Here is an 18,841-nt window from a genome sequence, read left to right as displayed (position 1 = left end):
CCGGGTGTGAATACCGCTGATGTCGATTCACAATCAATATCGATCGACTTCAGGAGGGATTCATGGGGAACACGGGCGCACGCTCCACGGCCGGCCGGGACCGGCAGCACGCCGATGCGGTACTGCCGCGGCTCAGCGACGGGGCGCCGCTGTCGGTCGACCTCGGCGCCGCCGACCTCCGGTTTCTGGAGGCACTACTGGCGCCGGTGCGGGCATGGAGCGACCCCCGGTTCTTCGGATTGTCGAATATCCCCGATTCCGGCCCCGTGCTGCTGGTTGCGAACCACAATCTGCTCGGCATGATCGACGCTCCGCTGCTGCTACCGGAGGTGCTGCGGCGACGGGGCAGGCTGATCCGCGGGCTCGCCGAGAATGTGCTGATCGGCGTTCCGGGCGTGCGGCATCTGCTGCATCATTACGGTTCGGTCCGCGGCACCCGGAAGAATTGCCGGACGCTGCTCGAACACGGTGAAGCGGTGATCGTTTTTCCCGGCGGCGGCCGCGAGGCGATCCGCCGTAAGGGGGAGAAATACACGCTGCGCTGGGAGGGTCGCACCGGTTTCGCCCGGATGGCGATCGAATGCGGGGCGCCGATCGTGCCGGTGGCGATGATCGGGATCGATGATGCCTACGACATCCTCGCCGATAAGGACGATCTGCTGTTGCGCCCGCTGCGGCGGGTGGTCGAGGCGCTCGGGATCCACGCCGAGCTGACCCCGCCGTTGGTGCGCGGGCTGGGGCCGACCGCCATCCCGCGCCCCGAACGCTTCTATTTCTCGGTCGGTACCCCGATCGATCCGCAGCCGTGGCGGGAGGCCCACGATCTCGACGAAGCCGCGCAGCAATTGTCGCTCATGGTGCAGAAGGCCGTACGCGAGGAATTGACCTTCCTGCTCGGTGAACGCGACCGTGACCGCGGCCGCACGCTCGCCGGGCGGCTGCGCGAGCTGCTACCGGTCTGAGCGACGCCGCCGCGGCGTGAATGGTACGGCGGAGCGGAGATCGATCCCAGAGCAGGAGCACCAGCGAATTCCAGGCGTGAAGTAAACAACCATTCGCACTCCGGGTACGGTGGATCACAGCGACGGGCCGGTGCGGCCCCGTCGGAGTGTTCACTAGGAGGTAGGTGTGGAGCGCACACTGTTCGAACCCGAGCACGACCTGTTCCGGGAGTCGTACCGCAAGTTTCTCGAGACGCATGTGGCGCCGTTCCACGACCAGTGGGCGGAACAGGGCGCCGTGGACCGTTCGGTCTGGCTCGAAGCCGGTAAGCAGGGCTTTCTCGGTATGGCGATGCCGGAGGAGTACGGCGGCGGCGGGGTGAAGGATTTCCGCTACAACTCGATCATCACCGAGGAGACGGTACGCGGACAGTACTCCGGCCTCGGCTTCTCGCTGCACAACGACGTCATCGCGCCGTATCTGCTGGAACTCGCCAACGAGGAGCAGAAAAAGCGCTGGTTGCCCAAGTTCTGTTCCGGTGAGCTCATCACCGCCATTGCCATGACCGAACCGGGTACCGGCTCGGACCTGCAGGGCATCAAGACCCGTGCGGTCCGCGACGGTGACGATTGGGTGCTCAACGGAGCGAAAACCTTCATCACCAACGGCATCAACTCCGATATCGTCATCGTGGTCGCGCAAACCGACCCGGAGAAGGGCGCCCAGGGCTTCAGCCTGCTGGTGGTCGAGCGCGGTATGCCGGGCTTCGAACGCGGCCGCAACCTCGACAAGCTGGGCCTGAAGGCACAGGACACCGCCGAACTCAGCTTCACCGATGTCCGGGTGCCCGCCGCGAATCTGCTGGGTCAGGAGGGGATGGGCTTCATCCACCTGATGCAGAACCTGCCGCAGGAGCGGCTCTCCATCGCGGTCATGGCGGCCGCGGCGATGGAAGCCTGCCTGGATATGACCTGCCAGTACGTCCGTGACCGCAAGGCCTTCGGTAAACCGATCGGCGCGCTGCAGAACACCCGCTTCGTGCTGGCCGAGCTGGCCACCAAGACCACCGCGGTGCGGGTGCTGGTGGACCGCTGCATCACGGAACTGAACGCGGGCACTCTGTCGGTCGAAGATGCGGCCATGGCCAAGTGGTGGAGCACCGAGGAACAGGTCGCGCTGATCGATCGCTGCCTGCAGTTGCACGGCGGGTACGGCTATATGCGCGAGTACCCGATCGCCCAGGCCTACCTGGATGCGCGCGTGCAGACCATCTACGGCGGCACCACCGAGATCATGAAAGAGATCGTCGGGCGCAGCCTGAAACTCTCCTGATCGGTTCCGGGCAACGCGCCGCGTTTCGGGACGAATACACACACCGAGGGGCAAGGTATCCGCGGATACCTTGCCCCTCGCCGTATCGTCAGCGCCGGGCGCCGTGCCGGGTCACGCTGCGCACCGGCTCATTTCGCTTCGGCACGGATATCCAGGCTTTGCTTGCGATCGAAATAGGCCTTGGTCTCTCGGTACACCAGTGGGGACAGAATCAGCAGGCCGACGAGGTTCGGCAATGCCATCAGTCCGTTGGCGACATCGGAGAACAGCCAGACGGTCTCCAGTTCCCTCGTGGCGCCGACAAAGACCACGACGATGAACACGATCCGGTACGGGAGCACCAGCGCATTGCCGAACAAGAACTCGATGCAGCGGTCACCGTAATAGGACCAGCCGAGGATGGTGGAGAACGCGAAGAAGACGATGCTGACCGTCACGATCACGCTGCCCCAGGTCCCGGGCAGCGCATCGGCGAATGCATTGGCGGTGAAGGTCGCAGGCGAGGCGTCGGTCTTCCAGACTCCGGTCACCACGATCACCAATCCGGTGAAGGAAACCACGACCAGCGTGTCGATGAAGGTCTGGGTCATCGACACCAGGGCCTGGCGCACCGGATGGGTGGTCGTGGCCGCGGCCGCGGCGATACCGCCGGTGCCGAGCCCGGACTCGTTGGAGAAAATGCCCCGGGCCACGCCGTACTGGATGGCCGCGGCCACACCGGCGCCGACGAAACCGCCGGTCGCGGCGGTGCCGGTGAAGGCATCGGTGACGATCTGACCGATCGCGGCGGGAAGCTCCTCTATGCGGAAGATCAGTACGGCGAGGGCGCCCAGGATGTAGAGCACGATCATGACCGGTACGAAAATGCTGGCGACCCGGCCGATCCCTTTGATCCCGCCGAGGATCACCGCGCCGGCCAGGACGGTGATGATCAGCCCGGTGATCCAGGGCGCCAGGCCCCATTCCGACTCGACATTCGCCGCGACCGTATTGGCCTGCGTCATATTGCCGATGCCGAACGAGGCCAGCACTCCGGCCACCGCGAAGAATCCGCCGAGGAAGATACCCACGGGACCCTTGATGCCTTGTTTCAGGTAGTGCATCGGGCCACCGGCTTGTTTACCGGCGGCGTCCGTGCGCCGGAAACGGACACCCAGGAATGCTTCGCTGTATTTGGTGGCCATGCCGACCAGTCCGGTCAACCACATCCACAGGACTGCGCCCGGACCGCCGAGTGAGATCGCGGTGGCGACACCGGCGATATTGCCGACGCCCACCGTGGCCGCCAAGGCGGTCGACAAGGCCTGATAGTGGGAGATATCGCCTTCGGCGCCGGTATCGGTACGTTCGACGAAGCCGAGACGGAACGCGAGCGCGAACCGGCGGAACTGTACTCCGCGCAGCAGCACGGTCAGATACAGGCCCGTCAGCAGGAGCAGGGGAATCAGCAACCAGGGGCCCCAGATGAAGCCACTCGCGTTGTCGAGGAACTCTTCCATACGGAAAACAACCGCCTCATGGTACGGACCGCGGCCGGCGCGGCCCTCTCGTCACCGGGTCACCGCTCGCCGGTGACATTCCGGATCGCATTCAACCACTCCGAGCCGGTCGGGGTGCGACGAGAGTCCGAGTGGGTGGAACGCGAGTAGCGGTACCCGGTATACCGAAGCACCAGCTGGCCCGGCGCGGAGGCCGGGCGCACCCGGAGCAACCGACGATGTGTCAATGGGAGTTGCCCCGGTGGGTGAGTATGCCGCCTGCGTCATGCCTCACCCACCGTGCGGTCCGAATCATGAACTGGGGGCGCTCTTTTCCCGGCCGGGACCCGTGACCAGGGGAAGATCCAGGGTGGTGCGGATACCCGGTGCCGCCGCCACTACCGCGGGAATGGCATTGACCACGCGCATCGCCGTGGCCACCAGCCCGGCGTGATTGTGGTCGCCGTGATCGCTGGCCAGGCAGATATCCATGCTGTAATGCGGTTCACCGGTGATCTCCACCCGGTAGGACCCGCCCTCCTGCGCCGGCTGCGGCCAGTCGGGGGCCAGGTCGGCGCGCAGCCTGGTGACGTGTTCGAGCACCGTGACCGCCTCGTCGCCGACCATCCCGCGGACCTCGAATCGCAGTCCGGCGGTGGTGCCGGCCGCGATCGCGCCCGCGGCGACAGTGAAATCCTCCGGCGCGGGAATCCTTTCATGGGTTTCGGTGACACTGTCCAACTCCACCCCGAGCCCGGCCGCCAACTGCCGCACCACACTGCCCCAGGCCAGCGACAACACCCCGGGCTGGAGCAGCATGGGGGTTTCGTCCAGGGGCTTTCCGAAGCCCATGATGTCGAACATCACGGCCACATTGTCGTAGGTGGCGTAGTCGACGATCTCCATGCAGCGGATCCGGTCGACCCGGCGGCAGGTACCCGCGAGCGCCAGGGGCAGGAGATCGTTCGCGAACCCCGGATCGATACCGTTGACGAACAGCGAGGCGCCGCCCGCCGCCGCGGCCTCCTCGACGGGGCGCAGCAGGTCGTCCGGGAGGACTTTCCACGGATACTGTAGGAACACCGGTGCGCTGGCCACAATATCGATTCCCGCCGACAGAATCGTCCGCAGATCACCGAGAGCCTCCATGAGCCGGTTATCGGTCATGGCGGTGTAGACCACCACATCGGGTTTTGTGGCGAGCAGCGCCGCCGTATCGGTGGTCGCCGATATACCCGTCCGGATCTCCAGGCCGGCGAGCTCACCGGCGTCGCGACCCTCCTTTTCGCTGCTGGACACTCGGACGCCGACGAGCTCGAGTCGCGGGTCGCCGATGATGCCGGCCAGGGCGTGTCTGCCGACATTGCCGGTGCCCCAGTGCACGACGCGATAGGTCATGATGTCACCTCACAGATCCGGGATCGGCATATCGAGATTCGGGGCGATCAGTCCGCCGTCGGTTTCGATCACCTTGCCGGTCAGGTAGCCGCCCGCCGGGGAGGCCAGGAACAGGGCAGTGGCAGCGATATCCGCCGGATCGCCGATCCGGCCCAGCGGGGTCGCTTTCTCCAGTGCGCCGCGCAGGTTGTCGTCGTCGGCGACCACTTTCAACGAGGACGTCGCGATGGAGCCGGGGGCGATGGCGTTGACCCGGATACGCGGGCACAGATCCATTGCGGACAGCCGGGTGTAGTGCGCGAGCGCGGCCTTCGCGGTGCCGTAGGCGGCGAAGGCCCGGCCGGGCAGGCGGCCCATGGTCGAGGTGATATTGATGATCGACCCGCCGTCGGCGGTATCCAGCATGACCGGTACGGCGGCCCGGATCAGGGCGTGGGCATTGGCGACATTGAACTCGAATGCCTCGGTCATGGTTTCCGGGGAAGTCTCGAGCAGGGGTTTCGGCATGGCCCCGCCGACATTGTTCACCACGATATCGAGCCGGCCGAATTCCGCCGCGGCGGTGCCGGCCAATGCGGCGCAGGCGTCGGCATCGGAGAGGTCGGCCACCACGGTGTGGGCTCGTCGGCCCAGGTCGCGGATCTGGCCGGCGACCGCGTCGAGATCGGTTTCGGTACGGGCGGCGATCACTACGTCCGCACCGGCCTCGGCGAAGCCCAGCGCGATCGCGGCGCCGAGGCCGCGTCCGGCGCCGGTGACTATGGCGACTCGGTCGTCGAGCCGGAACCTGTCCAGAATCATTGGGCTCCTCCTGAAGGTCTACTACGCTGATGACGAATATTCGACAAATTGATACCGAATAGTCGATGCAGTGTAGGGCCCCTCCGGGCCTGCGACAAGGGAGCAGATCGAGATGACGGCTTCGGGATCCCCGCCCACCCGGCGGGTGGTGGCGGTGGTCGAACTGCTCGCGGAGTCACCGCGCGCGCTCACGGTGACCGAGATCGTGGACCAGCTCTCGCTGGCGCGGGCCACGGTGACGGCCGTACTCGCCGAACTGTGCGCCGCGCAGTGGGTGACCCGCGATGCGAGCTTGGCCTACCGCCCGGGGCCGGCCCTGTCCCGGCTGGCCGGCACCGAAGCCGTCGAGGCGGGCGGGGCAGTCGGCGCCGAACTCGCCGCTCTGGCGGAGGCGGCCGGATGCGGGGCGACAGTGAGCCGGATCGCCGGCGATCGGCTCACCATCGTCGCGAAACATTATGCGGGCGAGACGATCGTGCCGGGCCTGTCGGTGGGGCAGTCGATTCCGCTCGCATACCCGGCCGGGGCGGCGGTGATGCCGTGGCGGCCGGCCGGTGAACGGGAACGGTGGTTGCGTTCGGCGGCCGGTCGTGAAGGCGCGCGAGATCTCCTCTATTTCGTCACCACACACGGATTCGCGATGTTCCGCCCGAAGGATGACGATGCCGGGCTGGTCGATGTTCTCACCGAACTGTTCGGCGCGCTCGGTGCCGAACTCCTGCAGCCGGCCCTGCGCGCGAAACTGCTGCGCCAGCTCTCCCGCCTGACCTCGCGGGCCTATACCACAGCCGATATCGCGACCCCCCGATCGCTTCCGGTCAGCTACGTCTCCGCTCCGGTGTTCCGCGGCGACGAGGTGCCGTACGAAGTTCAGTTCGGCCCGCTGCGAGCCGAGGTCGGTCCGGCCGACCGGGAGCGCTATGCCCAGCTGATCAAGGTAGGAGCGCAGGCGATCTCGGTGGCGCTGGAAGCGCGCGAGCAAACGAGCCCCCGGTCTTGACCGGTCACCGCGAGAAGGCCCCCAGGCCACGCTGGGAGGTGTCGCCATCGCCGCAGGAGAAGAGCCTTCCCAGAACGAGGCCGGCGGACAGCAGCCGGCCGAAGTGCAGACGCGCACTCGTCGTTCCACGTCTGCGCGGGCCTCGCGGTGGCAGGCAGCACCCGCCGGCCCGGTCAGTCGTCGCGAAGTAGTTCGGCAACCGTGCGCGGGGTCCAATACCCCGCCGCGCCCGGGCGGGTGGCGAGATAGACGGCCGTATCGGTATCGGACCAGCGGTGCGCCGCACGCAGGCCGATCGCGATCCGGCGTAGATAAGCCGGTGCCGGCGGGTTACCGGGGAGGTCGCGCCAGCGCCGGTCGGCGGTGCACGTCACGATCGGCACACCCTCGTGAGAACCGGGGCACACCAGGGTTTCGTAGCGGCCGGGGCCGAACCGTGATCGGCCGGTACGGAGTGCCTCGGTGAGGTCCAGATCGGTGCCGGGCGGCCGATACATCTCCTGCGCGGCGATATCGCTGAACTGGGCGCGGGTGAGCAGGTAGGCGCGAGCGGGTGTTTCGGCCCGCGTTGCGGGATCGTAGAAGGCTCGGCCGCCGGTCCAGATCGCCGATTCGGTGGCGAAATAGAGCACTCCGGGCAGAACGATTCCGATCGACCGGGCCGGCGGTGTCCGGTCCCGGCAACCGCGAATCGGCGGTCGGCCGGGACCATCCGCACCCGATACAGTGCCGGGCGCAGCTGTCGCGCCCTCCGGGGTATCGCCGAGGAGATAACAGGTCAGGCGGTCCGGGTCCGCGTTCGACCCGTAGGCCGCGTACCACACCAACTCCGGCGGTCCGATGTCCTCGGTGCTGCGGTGTGGGCGCGCGAAAGGAACGCTGTGGCAGGCCATACGAGTTCACCTCGTTCCGTTGCCGCCGCACCCGGTGCTCCGTCTACCGGGCCGGCGAGCCCTGCGAGCGGTCCCGTCGCGGGCCGGCCGTGCCACCCGAACGGGAAGGTTTCCGGTGCCGGCGACCACATCCCTCCGGGTGCTTCACCGTGACCTCGCAGGGATGTGGGCGCTCAGATCTTGCGGATCACCGTGACGACCTTGCCGAGGATGCGTGCGTCGTTACCCGGGATCGGTTCGAACAGTGGGTTGTGCGGCATCAGCCAGACATCCTCACCGCTGCGTTTGAACGTTTTCACCGTGGCCTCGCCGTCGAGCATCGCGGCGACGATATCGCCGTTGTCGGCCACGTTCTGCTGGCGCACCACCACCCAGTCGCCGTCGCAGATCGCGGCGTCGACCATGGACTCGCCGACCACCCGCAACAGGAACAGCGAGCCGTCGCCGACCAGTTCGCGGGGTAGCGGGAACACGTCCTCCACCGCCTGTTCGGCCAGGATAGGGCCACCAGCGGCGATCCGTCCGAGTACCGGTACGTAGGTGGGGACGGGCTGATCGGCGTTGCTGTCCTCGGTGGCCGGTGCCGCACCCACGGTATCGGCAGGTGCCAAGGTGGTGACAGAACGGACGGCTTCGTCCATACCGCGTACATCCACTGCGCGCGGTCGATTGGGATCGCGGCGCAGATAACCCTTGCGTTCCAGGGTGCGCAACTGGTGGGCGACCGAGGAGGTGGAGTTCAACCCCACGGCGTCACCGATCTCGCGGATGCTGGGCGGGTAGCCACGCAGGCTCACCGAGGACCGGATCACGTCGAGCACTTTGCGCTGACGCACGGTGAGATCCGCCCCGGTAGCCGCCGGCTCGGGGCCGGGGCCGGTCTCGGCCCCGTCACCCGTGTCTGATTGGCTCACCACAACCGCCCTTTCTCGTCGGTCTCCGCGCCCGGTGGACCCGTGCCCGGCGGGCGGATCCGCTCCGGACGTACCCGAAGTTCATACCGTGCAGTGAATCTAGTCCGGCCGCTGCGATCTATCAAACATCTGTTCGAGGTATGTCCGGCGTTGCTACTGACATCATCCCCCTTCGCGTGGTAGAAATCGAACACCAGTTCGTCGAACATTTGATCGAATACCGCCCGAGGTTCCGCGAGCGACCAGCACGGAGGTCCATCCGATGAACACTGCGATCAGCGTGACCGGCACCGGTGCGTGGGAAGACGTCACCAGCCGGACGGCACCCGATCCCCGCACGCCGGGGAACACCGGAATGCGCCGTCCGGGTGGGGGCGAGTCGCCGGTGCGGCTCCCGCACCCCGGCCGTACATCCCGGCCCTGTGCCGCGATCGCGCGGCCGGGGTCCGGCAGCCGCGCGCCCGCCGCCCTGCGAATCGGACCCGCTGTCCGGGGCCGGGCCGTCGCGCCGGAACCCGCCGAACTCGTCCAGCGTGCCCGTGCCGGCTTTGCGGCGACGGCGGTGACGGCCCTGCTCACCGCCGTGGTCGTGGCAGGCTTCCTGGCGCTCGCCCATCTGCGCGCCCCCGAGCCGCCGCCCGCTCCGGAACTGCCCGGAATTCCGGTTGTGGCGGTGCCTGCGGCACCCGGCGGCGCGGCCGGAGTCCGGTAGGTCGTGTACCCGTCCGCGCGCCGTCCCGGGGTGAGGGAAAGCGCAGTACACCCCGTGCCGGTATCCTCGACGTGTTATGCAGATGAGCCGGTGCCTGGCGCCGGTTCTCCCGGTACCGGGCAGCCACCCGGTGCCAGCGCTCGCCGGACCCGCGACCGCCGCCGGTTCGGCCGCGAGCGTTCGCAGCGACGAAGGACCCCGGATGCACTGCCCGTACTGCCGACACCCCGACTCCCGGGTCGTCGACTCGCGACTGGCCGACGAGGGCGCCGCCATTCGCCGCAGACGCGCATGCCCGGAATGTGGCCGCCGCTTCACCACCGTGGAAACGGCGATTCTCTCCGTGGTCAAACGCAGCGGAGTCACCGAACCCTTCAGCCGGGAAAAGGTGATTCGCGGTGTGCGCCGTGCGTGTCAGGGCCGCGAGGTCGACGACGATGCACTGAACCTGCTGGCCCAGCAGGTGGAGGACGCCGTCCGGGCCAAGGGGTCGCCCGAGGTGCCGAGCCATGAGGTCGGGCTGGCGATACTCGGGCCGCTACGCGAACTGGACGAGGTGGCGTATCTGCGCTTCGCCTCGGTGTATCGATCGTTCACCTCGGCCGACGATTTCGAACGTGAGATCCGGGAGATACGCCGGGCGCGTGCGGCGGTCGCCGCGAACGACTGAGCCGGTGTGGTCGCACACCACCGCCCGAGCTTCCCGGTCGGGAAGAGTCAGGCCACGGTGATCCGGCTCGCGGCCCGTCGGCGGGGGATCGTGCCCGAGCCGGTCGATGGGGACGTCACCTGACTGCGGGCCGGGATCTCGGCCCCGCGCCGACCACCGCCGATGGAGGGCGCGCGGGAAAGAGCCCCATATCGATCGATCGGCGACGTGCCGTGCGCAGGGGCCGGATCCGGCGGGGGAACGATATACGTCCACTCGTGGTGCGGCGGTGGTCGCCTTCAGCGCCGCGCGGTGTCCGCTGCTTTCTGGATCCGTTTCACCGATACCGGATATGGGGTGCCGAGTTTCTGCGCGAACAGACTCACCCGCAATTCCTGGAGCATCCACCAGACTTCGGCGACCGCGGGCGTCCGGCGCCGTGATTCCGGCGCACCGGCGATCAGGCGGTCGTAGACAGCGGCCGCCGCATCGAGTTCCGCCATGGCGCGGCGGTCGCGATCGGCCGAACCGGGCAGCGCCGCGAGCCGGGCCGCGGCGCCCCGCAGGTAGCGGGGGAGTTCCCGCAACCGCGCCGGGCCCCACTCCGAAACGAAACCGTCGAAAACCAGTTCCGCCAGCTGATCTCGCACATCGTCGGCGATATCGGATTCCCGTACCTTCGGCAGGGCGGCCGAAACCTCGTGCGCCGCGGCGAGTACCGGGACCACCAGGCGGACTATGCGGCCCACCACCTCGTTGAACTTCGGCCGGATCTCCGTTACGAGCCGGTCGAACCGATCCGGGTCGCGGACCGGTCCACCGGCGGCGGCGATGAGCTGATCGGCGGCCGCTGCGCGGCAATCCTCCACCAGCGCGTCCACCGACCCGTACGGGTTCTGGCTCAGCACCAACCGGTCCGCCGGCGACAGGCCGGCGGTCACCGCACGCGCGGAGGTCGGGATCGCGGCCAGGACCAGTGCCCGCGTTCCCGCGCGCATGGCCCGGGCTTGTTCGCCCGGTGTCTTGAGTACCCGGACCGCGACGCCGCCGGCTTCCGGGACCAGGGCGGGGTAGCCGGTGATCGGCTGACCGGCGACCTCCCGGCGCACCGTCGCGGGCAGGGTGCCCAGCGATTCCGACGTCCACACCGTGGCGGCGGCCCGTTCGGCTCCGGCCGTCGCCGCCGCGACCGACGCCGAAACCTGATCGGACAGCCGGGTTCTGAGCTCGGCCAGGCTCTTGCTGGTATCCAGAATACGGCCATCGGTGTCGACGGCGGCGAAGGTCATGCGCAGATGGTCGGGCAGCGCGGCGGGGTTCAGATCGGCCGCGGTGATGGGGATTCCGGCCAGGCGGGTGAGTTCCCTGGCCAGTCCGGTACGCAACGGTTCGGCGCGGGCGGTGAGTGCGGCCAGCGCGGCGGTGGCGAAATCCGGGGCGGGCACCACTGTCCGCCGTAACTGTTTGGGCAGGGTCTTGATGAGCGCCGCGGCCAGCTCCGCTCGCAGTCCGGGCACCAGCCAGTCGAATCCGACCGCCCGGACATGGGCCAGCTGCGCGACCGGAATCCGCACCGTGACACCGTCGTCGGCCTGCCCCGGCTCGAACTGGTATGTCAGTGGGAACGACAACTCGCCCTGCCGCCAAGTGTCCGGAAAAGCCGCCGGGTCCAGCCGGTCGGCGCCCTTGTTGACCACGGCATCGGTGGTGAAATCGAGTTGGTGCGGGTCGCTGCGCCGGGCGGTTTTCCACCATGTATCGAAATGCCGGACCGAGACGATATCTGCCGGGATCCGCTGATCGTAGAAATCGAACAGCACCTCGTCGTCGACGAGGATGTCGCGACGGCGGGCCCGGTGCTCCAAGTCGGCGATATCGTCCAGAAGGGCGCGGTTGCGGTGGAAGAACTCGTGCCGGGTCTCCCATTCGCCCTGGACCAGCGCGTGACGCAGGAACAGCTCCCGGGTGGTCTCGGGGTCGATCCGGCCGTAGTCGACGAGCCGGCCGGTGACCAGCGGAACCCCGTAGAGCGTCACACGTTCGTAGGCACGGGCGGTGCCGCGCCGCGACGACCAGTGCGGTTCGGAGTAGTGGCGTTTCACCAGCTCCCCGGCGAGGCGTTCGGCCCACTCGGGTTCGATCCGGGCCGCCATCCGGCCCCACAGCCGGGAGGTTTCCACCAGTTCCGCCGCCATCACCCAGCGCGGCGGTTTCTTGGCCAGCCCGGACCCGGGGAAGATCATGAACTTGGCATTGCGCGCGCCCAGGAACTCACGGGATTCGGCCTCGCGAACGCCGATATGCGACAGCATGCCCGCGAGCAGCGCCTGATGGATTGCCGTCGAGTCCCAGGGATCGGTATCCGGTGTCATCTCGTCGAGCGGCCGCGGGCCGGAGGGGTGGGGGCGAGCGCCGGCGGTATCACGGCCGCCCTCTGCGCGCTCCGGTTTCCTGGTATGGCGGCCCCGGCGCCGGGAATTGCCGGCCCTGTCGGAGGTTTCTCCGGCGGCGGTGCCCTGCGCCGGCGCGGAATCGGCCGAGCCGTCGTGTAGCGACCAGCCCATCCCCTTGGTGATGGTGCGCAACTGGCCGTAGAGATCCTGCCATTCCCGGATCCGCAGGTAGTGCAGGAACTCCTCCCGGCACATCCGCCGGAACCGGTTGGCGGACAGGCTCCGGCGCTGACCGTTGAGGTATTCCCACAGCCGCAGATAGGCCAGGAAGTCCGAGTTCGGCACACTGAACCGGGCGTGTGCGGTATCGGCGGCCTGCTGCTGATCGGCCGGCCGTTCGCGGACGTCCTGGATCGACAACGCGGCCACGATCACCAGCACATCGGCCAGGCAGCCGGTGCGGTGCGCCTCGACGAGCATGCGGCCCATCCGGGGATCCACCGGCAGCCGGGCCATTTCGCGCCCGGTCGCGGTGAGCGTATGCCCCTGCGCCGAGCTGCCGGCCTGTGTGGTGCGCCGGCCCGGGCGGGATCCTGCGGGGTCCGCTTCCGGAGCAGCGGTCCTGGACGGTTCTTCACAGGAAACGGTGGCGGACCGGGTGCCGATGCCCGGTTGGCCGGTGGCGCCCGGCTCGGTGGAGCCCGCACGACACGTTTCCGCGTCGTCCCGGGTGCGGTGATACGGCGTACCGGCCTGTCCGCCGGCCCGCGGTGCTGCCGGCCGGCGGGTCAGCGCGCCGAGCTCCTCGAGCAGCGCGACACCGTCGCGGACCGCTCTGCTGTCGGGTGCCTCGACGAACGGAAATCGTTCGATATCGCCGAGGCCGAGCGAGGTCATCTGCAGGATGACCGCGGCGAGATTGGTGCGCAGGATCTCCGGGTCCGTGAACGCCGGGCGCGCGTCGAAATCGTCCTCGGAGTACAGGCGGATACAGATACCGTCGGCCACTCGGCCGCAACGGCCCGATCGCTGCCGCGCCGAGGCCTGGGAAATCGGTTCGATCGGCAGCCGCTGTACCTTGGTCCGCATCGAGTACCGGGAGATTCGCGCGGTCCCGGGATCGACGACGTAGCGGATCCCCGGGACCGTCAACGAGGTTTCGGCGACATTCGTCGCCAGGACCACCCGGCGTCCGGTATGCGGTGCGAAGACACGGTGCTGTTCGGCTGCCGACAGCCGCGCGTACAGCGGCAGGATCTCGGTACGGGGGAGTTTCAGATCGGTGAGGGCATCGGCGGTATCGCGGATCTCCCGTTCGCCGGACAGGAATACCAGCACATCGCCGTCGCCCTCGGCGAACAGCTCGACCACGGCATCGCAGATCGCATCGACCGGATCACGATCCACCGCGCGGTCCTCGTCGTCGTCGGTAGCCGCCGCAACCGGCAGTGCCAGCGGGCGATACCGGAGCTCGACGGGATACGAGCGGCCCGACACCTCGACGATCGGCGCCGGATTACCCGCCTCGTCCGCGAAATGCCGGGCGAACAACTCCGGGTCGATGGTGGCCGAGGTGATGATGATCTTCAGGTCCGGCCGGCGCGGTAGCAGCTGCTTCAGATAACCGAGCAGGAAGTCGATATTGAGGCTGCGCTCATGGGCCTCGTCGATGATGATCGTGTCGTAGGCCCACAACATGCGGTCGCGCTGGATCTCCGCGAGCAGGATTCCGTCGGTCATCAGTTTGACCAATGTGTGCTCGGCGGCCTGATCGGTGAACCGCACGGTATAGCCGACCGCGTCACCCAGTTCGGTGCCCAGTTCCGTGGCGATCCGCTCCGCGACCGTACGGGCCGCCAGCCGGCGCGGCTGGGTGTGCCCGATCGCCCCGCGGATACCCCGGCCCGATTCGAGGCAGATCTTCGGGAGCTGTGTGGTCTTACCGGAGCCGGTCTCCCCGGCGACGACCACCACCTGGTTGGCGGCGATGGCGGCGGCGATATCGGCGCGCCGCGCCGTCACCGGGAGTTGCTCCGGGTAGGTGATCGCGGGAAGCGCCGCGCGCCGCGCCGCGACGCGTTGTTCGGCGGTACCGATCTCGGATTCGATCCGGGCGAGATCGCCGCCGCGTACCCGGTCCAGCTGTTTGCGCAGCCGGTGTTGGTCGCGGAGGGTGAGTGAGGCCAACCGGGTACGAAGCTCCCGGTGAGTGACTGAAGTCCTGGTCATTGCGACAACCAGCGTAACGAAACCCCGGGCAGCCACCGGCGGCGGTCGCAGCGGGTCGCCACGCGATCGACGGCCGGGAGGCTGCGCCACCGTGCCACGGGCGAATCGGGCACGTCGGGCAGCCGAGCGGAGGTGCGGCGTGCCGGTCGAATCCGTTCCGATCGAACTCGTGCCCTCGCACGGGATGCCGTGCGACGATGTTTGCAGGTGCTATCTTCGCGAAAGGCAATGCGGCATGGTCGAATTCGGTCTCGATCAGACGGCGGTGCGGGTGTGTGCCGCACTCGCTTTCGCCGCCGCGGCCGCCGTTGTGCTGGTCCGGGTGATGCCCAGGCCGGCGCGCGCGGGTCGGCCGGCCCCGGCCGGCGCGGGCTGCGGAAGTACGGACGGCGACCACGAATCGGATGCGGCGCACCTGTTGATGTGCGCTGTGATGTCGGTCATGGTGCTGTTTCCCGCCCAGGTGCACGCTCACGCATTGCACGGAGTGCTGCTCGCCATGACGCTGGTATTCGGTTTGCTGTCGGCGGCACGGATCGTGCGGGATCGCGCAGCCGGCGCGGGCCGGGCCGGCGCGCTCGGTTATCACCTCGCCGCGGCCGGGGTGATGCTGGCGACCATGTCCGGACATTCCGCGGCCGGGCACGGCGGCGGTCCGGGGGTGGTGCCGGTGACCGTCCTCGCGCTGTTGTTCCTGGGCGATGCGGTCGCGGTAGCGGTGACGGCGCTGCGCGGAGGCCGTGTGTGGTGGGCGGCGCATCCGGCCTCGCCGGGGCGCGGTTTCCCCCTCGGAGTACTACCGCACGTGATCATGGACCTCGGGATGGCCTACATGCTCGCTGCCTCCGCGACCGGCTGAGCCGACCGATCCCGGCAGTGCTCGGCCGGTAGTGCCCAGGACGGGCTCGCCGATGCATCCGGCTGTCGGGTGACCGGCTCGCCGCGCACCCACCGTGGCCCTCGGTGAATCGAACCGGGAGTGGAAGCCTGTCACCGGTACGGGACAAGCCTGTGCCCACCGACGCGGGCCGGGACCGATCGACGCGGCCGCCGGCCGGGGCGGGCGAAGGCGCCTATGGCCGGGACAGACGGCACGGTCGGCGAATCATCCGCCGATGCCTCCGGCCCCGTCCCGGTCGCGCACAGGTGCTCGGCCGCGCCGTACTGTGGAAATCTGCACCCTGCGCGGGGACAATGCGGCGCGCAGGTACTCGGCGACGGCTTCGGCGCTGTCAGCGGAGGTACCGCAGGTGAAGACATCGACGAAGATATCGCCGCTCTCCGGGTATGTATGCAGGGAAGCATGTGATTCGGCCAGCAACGCCAGCACGGTGACCCCGTGCGGTTCGAACTGCTTGCTCACCATTTCGCAGATGGTGACGCCCGCGGTGGTCAGCGCCGCGTGCAGGGCTGCCGTGAGCCGGTCGAGATCGTCGCACAGCGTACCGTCGACCCCGCCGAATTCGGCCAGCACATGCCGGCCGGTGAATTCCGCCGTCACGACGCCTCGACCTCGCTCATCCGTTCTCGGCGGTCACCCGGACACCACCGTGACCTCGTCGAACACCACATCGCCCGCGGCATCGGATTCGGCCAGGTCCACGGCGGCGACAATCGCCCAGCCGTGATCACCGGCCGGGTCGTCGATGATCTGCCGTACCTGCCAGAAACCGGGGCGTGTCTCGATCCGGAAAAGCTGCGGACCGCGGGCGTCCGGGCCGGTGCCGATACCGTCGTATTCGGCGAAATAGGGTTCGAGATCGGCCGCCCAGTCCGGGCCCGGGGACAGATCCGTCAGTTCGGACCAGCGGCGGCGGGCCGCCAGTTCGACCCGGCGGAACATCGCATTGCGCACCATCACCTTGAAGGCGCGTTCGTTGGCCGTGATGGGACGGACGGTTTCGGCACCGAACGCGAGCTGCCCGGCATCGGTTTCGGCGCCCGCACCCGTCAGCTGCTCCCATTCGTCGAGCAGGCTCGAATCCACCTGACGCACCAGTTCGCCCAGCCATTCGGTGAGATCGTCCAATTCCTCGGTCCGGGCCGCCTCCGGCACGGTGCGCCGCAACGCCCGATAGGCGTCGGCGAGATACCGCAGGACGACACCTTCCGACCGGGCCAACTCGTAATAGGAGATCAGCTCGGTGAAGGTCATCGCCCGTTCGACCATATCGCGGACCACCGATTTCGGAGACGGTGCGAACTCCGACAGCCAAGGGTGCCCGGCCCGGTAGGTCTCGTAGGCGGCTTCGATCAGTTCCGCCAGCGGTTTCGGCCAGGTGATCTCCTCGAGCAGTTCCATCCGCTCGTCGTAGTCGATCCCGTCGGCCTTCATCTCGGCCACCGCCTCACCCCGGGCCTTGTGCTGCTGGGCCATCAGCAGTTGGCGCGGATCCTCGAGCGTGGCCTCGACCAGCGAGACCATATCCAGCGCATAACTCGGCGAATCCCGGTCGAGTAGTTCGAACGCCGCCAGCGCGAACGGCGACAGCGGCTGGTCCAAGGCGAAATCGCGCTGTAGATCCACGGTGAGACGGGCATAACGGCCCTGCGCGTCGGGTTCCGGCAGCTGTTGCACCACTCCCGCGTCTCGCAGTGCCCGATACAACCGCACGGCCCGCAGAATATGGCGCCGCTGCGCCGGCCGCGGTTCGTGATTGTCCTCCAGCAGGTGGCGCATCGCCTCGAAACAGTTGCCCGGGCGGGCGATCACATTCAGCAGCATGGCGTTGGTTACCGCGAACCGCGACACCATGGGTTCGGGCGCGGCGGTGACCAGACGCTGGAAGGTTTCCTCGCTCCACGACACGAAACCCTCGGGCGGCTTGCGGCGCTGCACCTTACGCATTTTCTTCGGATCGTTACCGGCTTTCGCCAGCAGCCGGGCGTTCTCGACCTCGTGCTCGGGTGCCTGCACCACCACGGTGCCCATCGTGTCGTAACCCGCCCGCCCGGCGCGGCCGGCGATCTGATGGAACTCGCGGGCCTTGAGCCGCCGGGTCCGGACACCGTCGAACTTGGTGAGCCCGGTCAGCAACACCGTACGGATCGGCACGTTGATGCCCACTCCGAGAGTGTCGGTACCGCAGACGACTTTCAACAGTCCGTCCTGCGCGAGACGTTCGACCAGACGCCGGTACTTGGGCAGCATTCCCGCATGGTGCACACCGATCCCGTGCCGGATCAGTCGCGACAGTGTCCGGCCGAAGCCGGAGGAGAACCGGAACTCCCCGAGCGCCTCGGCGATCGCATCCTTTTCGGCCCGGCTGGCGAAGTTCGCACTGGTCAGCGCTTGCGCGCGTTCCAGCGCGGCGGCCTGGGTGAAATGGACGACATAGACCGGTGCCTGGTGGGTGGTCACCAGTTCGGTGAGGGTTTCGGTGATCGGTGTACGGGCGTAGGAGAAGCTCAGCGGCACCGGGCGTTCGGTCCCGGCCACCACCGCAGCATTGCGGCCGGTACGCCGTTCGAGGTCGGTCGCGAAGAAATCGACCTCGCCGAGCGTCGCGGACATCAGCAGGAACTGGGCGTGTGGTAGTTCCAGTAGCGGTACCTGCCAGGCCCAGCCCCGGTCGGGGTCGGCGTAGAAATGGAATTCGTCCATCACCACCTGGCCGATATCGGCGCTCGCGCCTTCGCGCAGCGCGAGGTTGGCCAGGATTTCGGCGGTGGCGCAGATGATCGGTGCGGTCGGGTTGACCGCCGCGTCGCCGGTCACCATACCCACCCGTTCGGCGCCGAACACCTCGCACAGCGCGAAGAATTTCTCGCTCACCAGCGCCTTGATGGGTGCGGTGTAATAGGTACGCCGGCCGCCCGCCAGGGCGAACAGGTGCGCGCCGACGGCGACCAGTGATTTACCCGAACCGGTCGGGGTGGAGAGGATGACATGGGAACCGGACGCCAGTTCCATCAGCGCCTCGTCCTGCGCCGGATACAGCGGTGTGCCCTGATCGGCTGCCCATATCGCGAACGACTCGTACAGTGCGTCGGCGTCGGTTCCCGGTATCTCCAGCAGCTCGGTCAGATCCACCCGGGACACCCTACGTCGTGCCCGGTCCCGGACACCGGCACGGTGGTCGTGTGCCGGTGATCGGCTC

General features: G+C 68.1%; 14 protein-coding genes. 6 read left to right on the top strand and 8 right to left on the bottom strand.

Annotated features, from left to right (window positions below; genetic code table 11):
- The first annotated feature begins 62 nt into the window (after positions 1 to 62).
- Both NFL01S_RS11810 and NFL01S_RS11805 read left to right on the top strand, forming a co-directional pair.
- Positions 63 to 962 (top strand): lysophospholipid acyltransferase family protein, encoded by a 900-nt coding sequence (locus NFL01S_RS11810; protein WP_062974369.1) that lies wholly within the window; start codon positions 63 to 65, stop codon positions 960 to 962.
- 166 nt (positions 963 to 1,128) lie between these two features.
- Complete coding sequence (locus NFL01S_RS11805; protein WP_062974367.1) at positions 1,129 to 2,274, top strand: acyl-CoA dehydrogenase family protein; 1,146 nt, start codon at positions 1,129 to 1,131, stop codon at positions 2,272 to 2,274.
- 128 nt (positions 2,275 to 2,402) lie between these two features.
- Here NFL01S_RS11805 and NFL01S_RS11800 read toward each other — a convergent pair whose 3' ends face one another.
- The 3 genes from NFL01S_RS11800 to NFL01S_RS11790 all read right to left on the bottom strand — a co-directional run bounded on the left by NFL01S_RS11800 (position 2,403) and on the right by NFL01S_RS11790 (position 5,951).
- Complete coding sequence (locus NFL01S_RS11800; RefSeq protein WP_062974365.1) at positions 2,403 to 3,773, bottom strand: alanine/glycine:cation symporter family protein; 1,371 nt, start codon at positions 3,771 to 3,773, stop codon at positions 2,403 to 2,405.
- 291 nt (positions 3,774 to 4,064) lie between these two features.
- Positions 4,065 to 5,150 (bottom strand): NAD(P)H-dependent amine dehydrogenase family protein, encoded by a 1,086-nt coding sequence (locus NFL01S_RS11795; protein WP_062974363.1) that lies wholly within the window; start codon positions 5,148 to 5,150, stop codon positions 4,065 to 4,067.
- Between the two features lie 9 nt (positions 5,151 to 5,159).
- A complete protein-coding gene (locus tag NFL01S_RS11790) occupies positions 5,160 to 5,951 on the bottom strand; it encodes an SDR family oxidoreductase (RefSeq protein ID WP_062974361.1) in 792 nt (263 codons plus the stop codon).
- Positions 5,952 to 6,063: 112 nt separating this feature from the next.
- Between NFL01S_RS11790 and NFL01S_RS11785 the strand changes: the two genes are divergently transcribed.
- The gene (locus NFL01S_RS11785) at positions 6,064 to 6,951 is read left to right on the top strand and encodes a helix-turn-helix domain-containing protein (RefSeq protein ID WP_062974359.1); all 888 of its coding nucleotides are present in this window, start codon (positions 6,064 to 6,066) and stop codon (positions 6,949 to 6,951) included.
- Between the two features lie 173 nt (positions 6,952 to 7,124).
- Here NFL01S_RS11785 and NFL01S_RS11780 read toward each other — a convergent pair whose 3' ends face one another.
- Together NFL01S_RS11780 and lexA are read right to left on the bottom strand one after the other, a co-directional pair.
- The gene (locus NFL01S_RS11780) at positions 7,125 to 7,844 is read right to left on the bottom strand and encodes a hypothetical protein (RefSeq protein WP_062974357.1); all 720 of its coding nucleotides are present in this window, start codon (positions 7,842 to 7,844) and stop codon (positions 7,125 to 7,127) included.
- 173 nt (positions 7,845 to 8,017) lie between these two features.
- A complete protein-coding gene (gene lexA / locus NFL01S_RS11775; protein ID WP_084492606.1) occupies positions 8,018 to 8,761 on the bottom strand; it encodes a transcriptional repressor LexA in 744 nt (247 codons plus the stop codon).
- Positions 8,762 to 9,020: 259 nt separating this feature from the next.
- Between lexA and NFL01S_RS11765 the strand changes: the two genes are divergently transcribed.
- Both NFL01S_RS11765 and nrdR read left to right on the top strand, forming a co-directional pair.
- Positions 9,021 to 9,470, top strand: coding sequence for a hypothetical protein (locus tag NFL01S_RS11765; RefSeq protein WP_062974353.1), 450 nt, complete (start codon positions 9,021 to 9,023; stop codon positions 9,468 to 9,470).
- A gap of 202 nt (positions 9,471 to 9,672) precedes the next feature.
- The gene (gene nrdR / locus NFL01S_RS11760) at positions 9,673 to 10,140 is read left to right on the top strand and encodes a transcriptional regulator NrdR (RefSeq protein ID WP_033242242.1); all 468 of its coding nucleotides are present in this window, start codon (positions 9,673 to 9,675) and stop codon (positions 10,138 to 10,140) included.
- 278 nt (positions 10,141 to 10,418) lie between these two features.
- Here nrdR and hrpA read toward each other — a convergent pair whose 3' ends face one another.
- Complete coding sequence (gene hrpA / locus NFL01S_RS11755; RefSeq protein ID WP_063915920.1) at positions 10,419 to 14,741, bottom strand: ATP-dependent RNA helicase HrpA; 4,323 nt, start codon at positions 14,739 to 14,741, stop codon at positions 10,419 to 10,421.
- Positions 14,742 to 14,976: 235 nt separating this feature from the next.
- Between hrpA and NFL01S_RS11750 the strand changes: the two genes are divergently transcribed.
- Entirely contained in the window at positions 14,977 to 15,600 is a 624-nt protein-coding gene (locus tag NFL01S_RS11750; protein WP_168433947.1) for a DUF5134 domain-containing protein, read from the top strand.
- 246 nt (positions 15,601 to 15,846) lie between these two features.
- Here the strand turns inward: NFL01S_RS11750 and speD are convergent, their stop codons facing one another.
- Positions 15,847 to 16,242: an adenosylmethionine decarboxylase gene (speD, locus tag NFL01S_RS11745; protein WP_062974347.1), complete on the bottom strand. Its 396-nt coding sequence runs from the start codon at positions 16,240 to 16,242 to the stop codon at positions 15,847 to 15,849.
- 33 nt (positions 16,243 to 16,275) lie between these two features.
- Positions 16,276 to 18,750, bottom strand: a complete 2,475-nt coding sequence (locus NFL01S_RS11740) for a DEAD/DEAH box helicase (RefSeq protein WP_371851819.1) — start codon at positions 18,748 to 18,750, stop codon at positions 16,276 to 16,278.
- Positions 18,751 to 18,841 lie beyond the last annotated feature (91 nt).

This window comes from Nocardia flavorosea NBRC 108225 (genome assembly GCF_001613385.1).
Lineage (GTDB): Bacteria > Actinomycetota > Actinomycetes > Mycobacteriales > Mycobacteriaceae > Nocardia > Nocardia flavorosea.
This window is presented reverse-complemented; position numbering and strand designations above follow the sequence as displayed.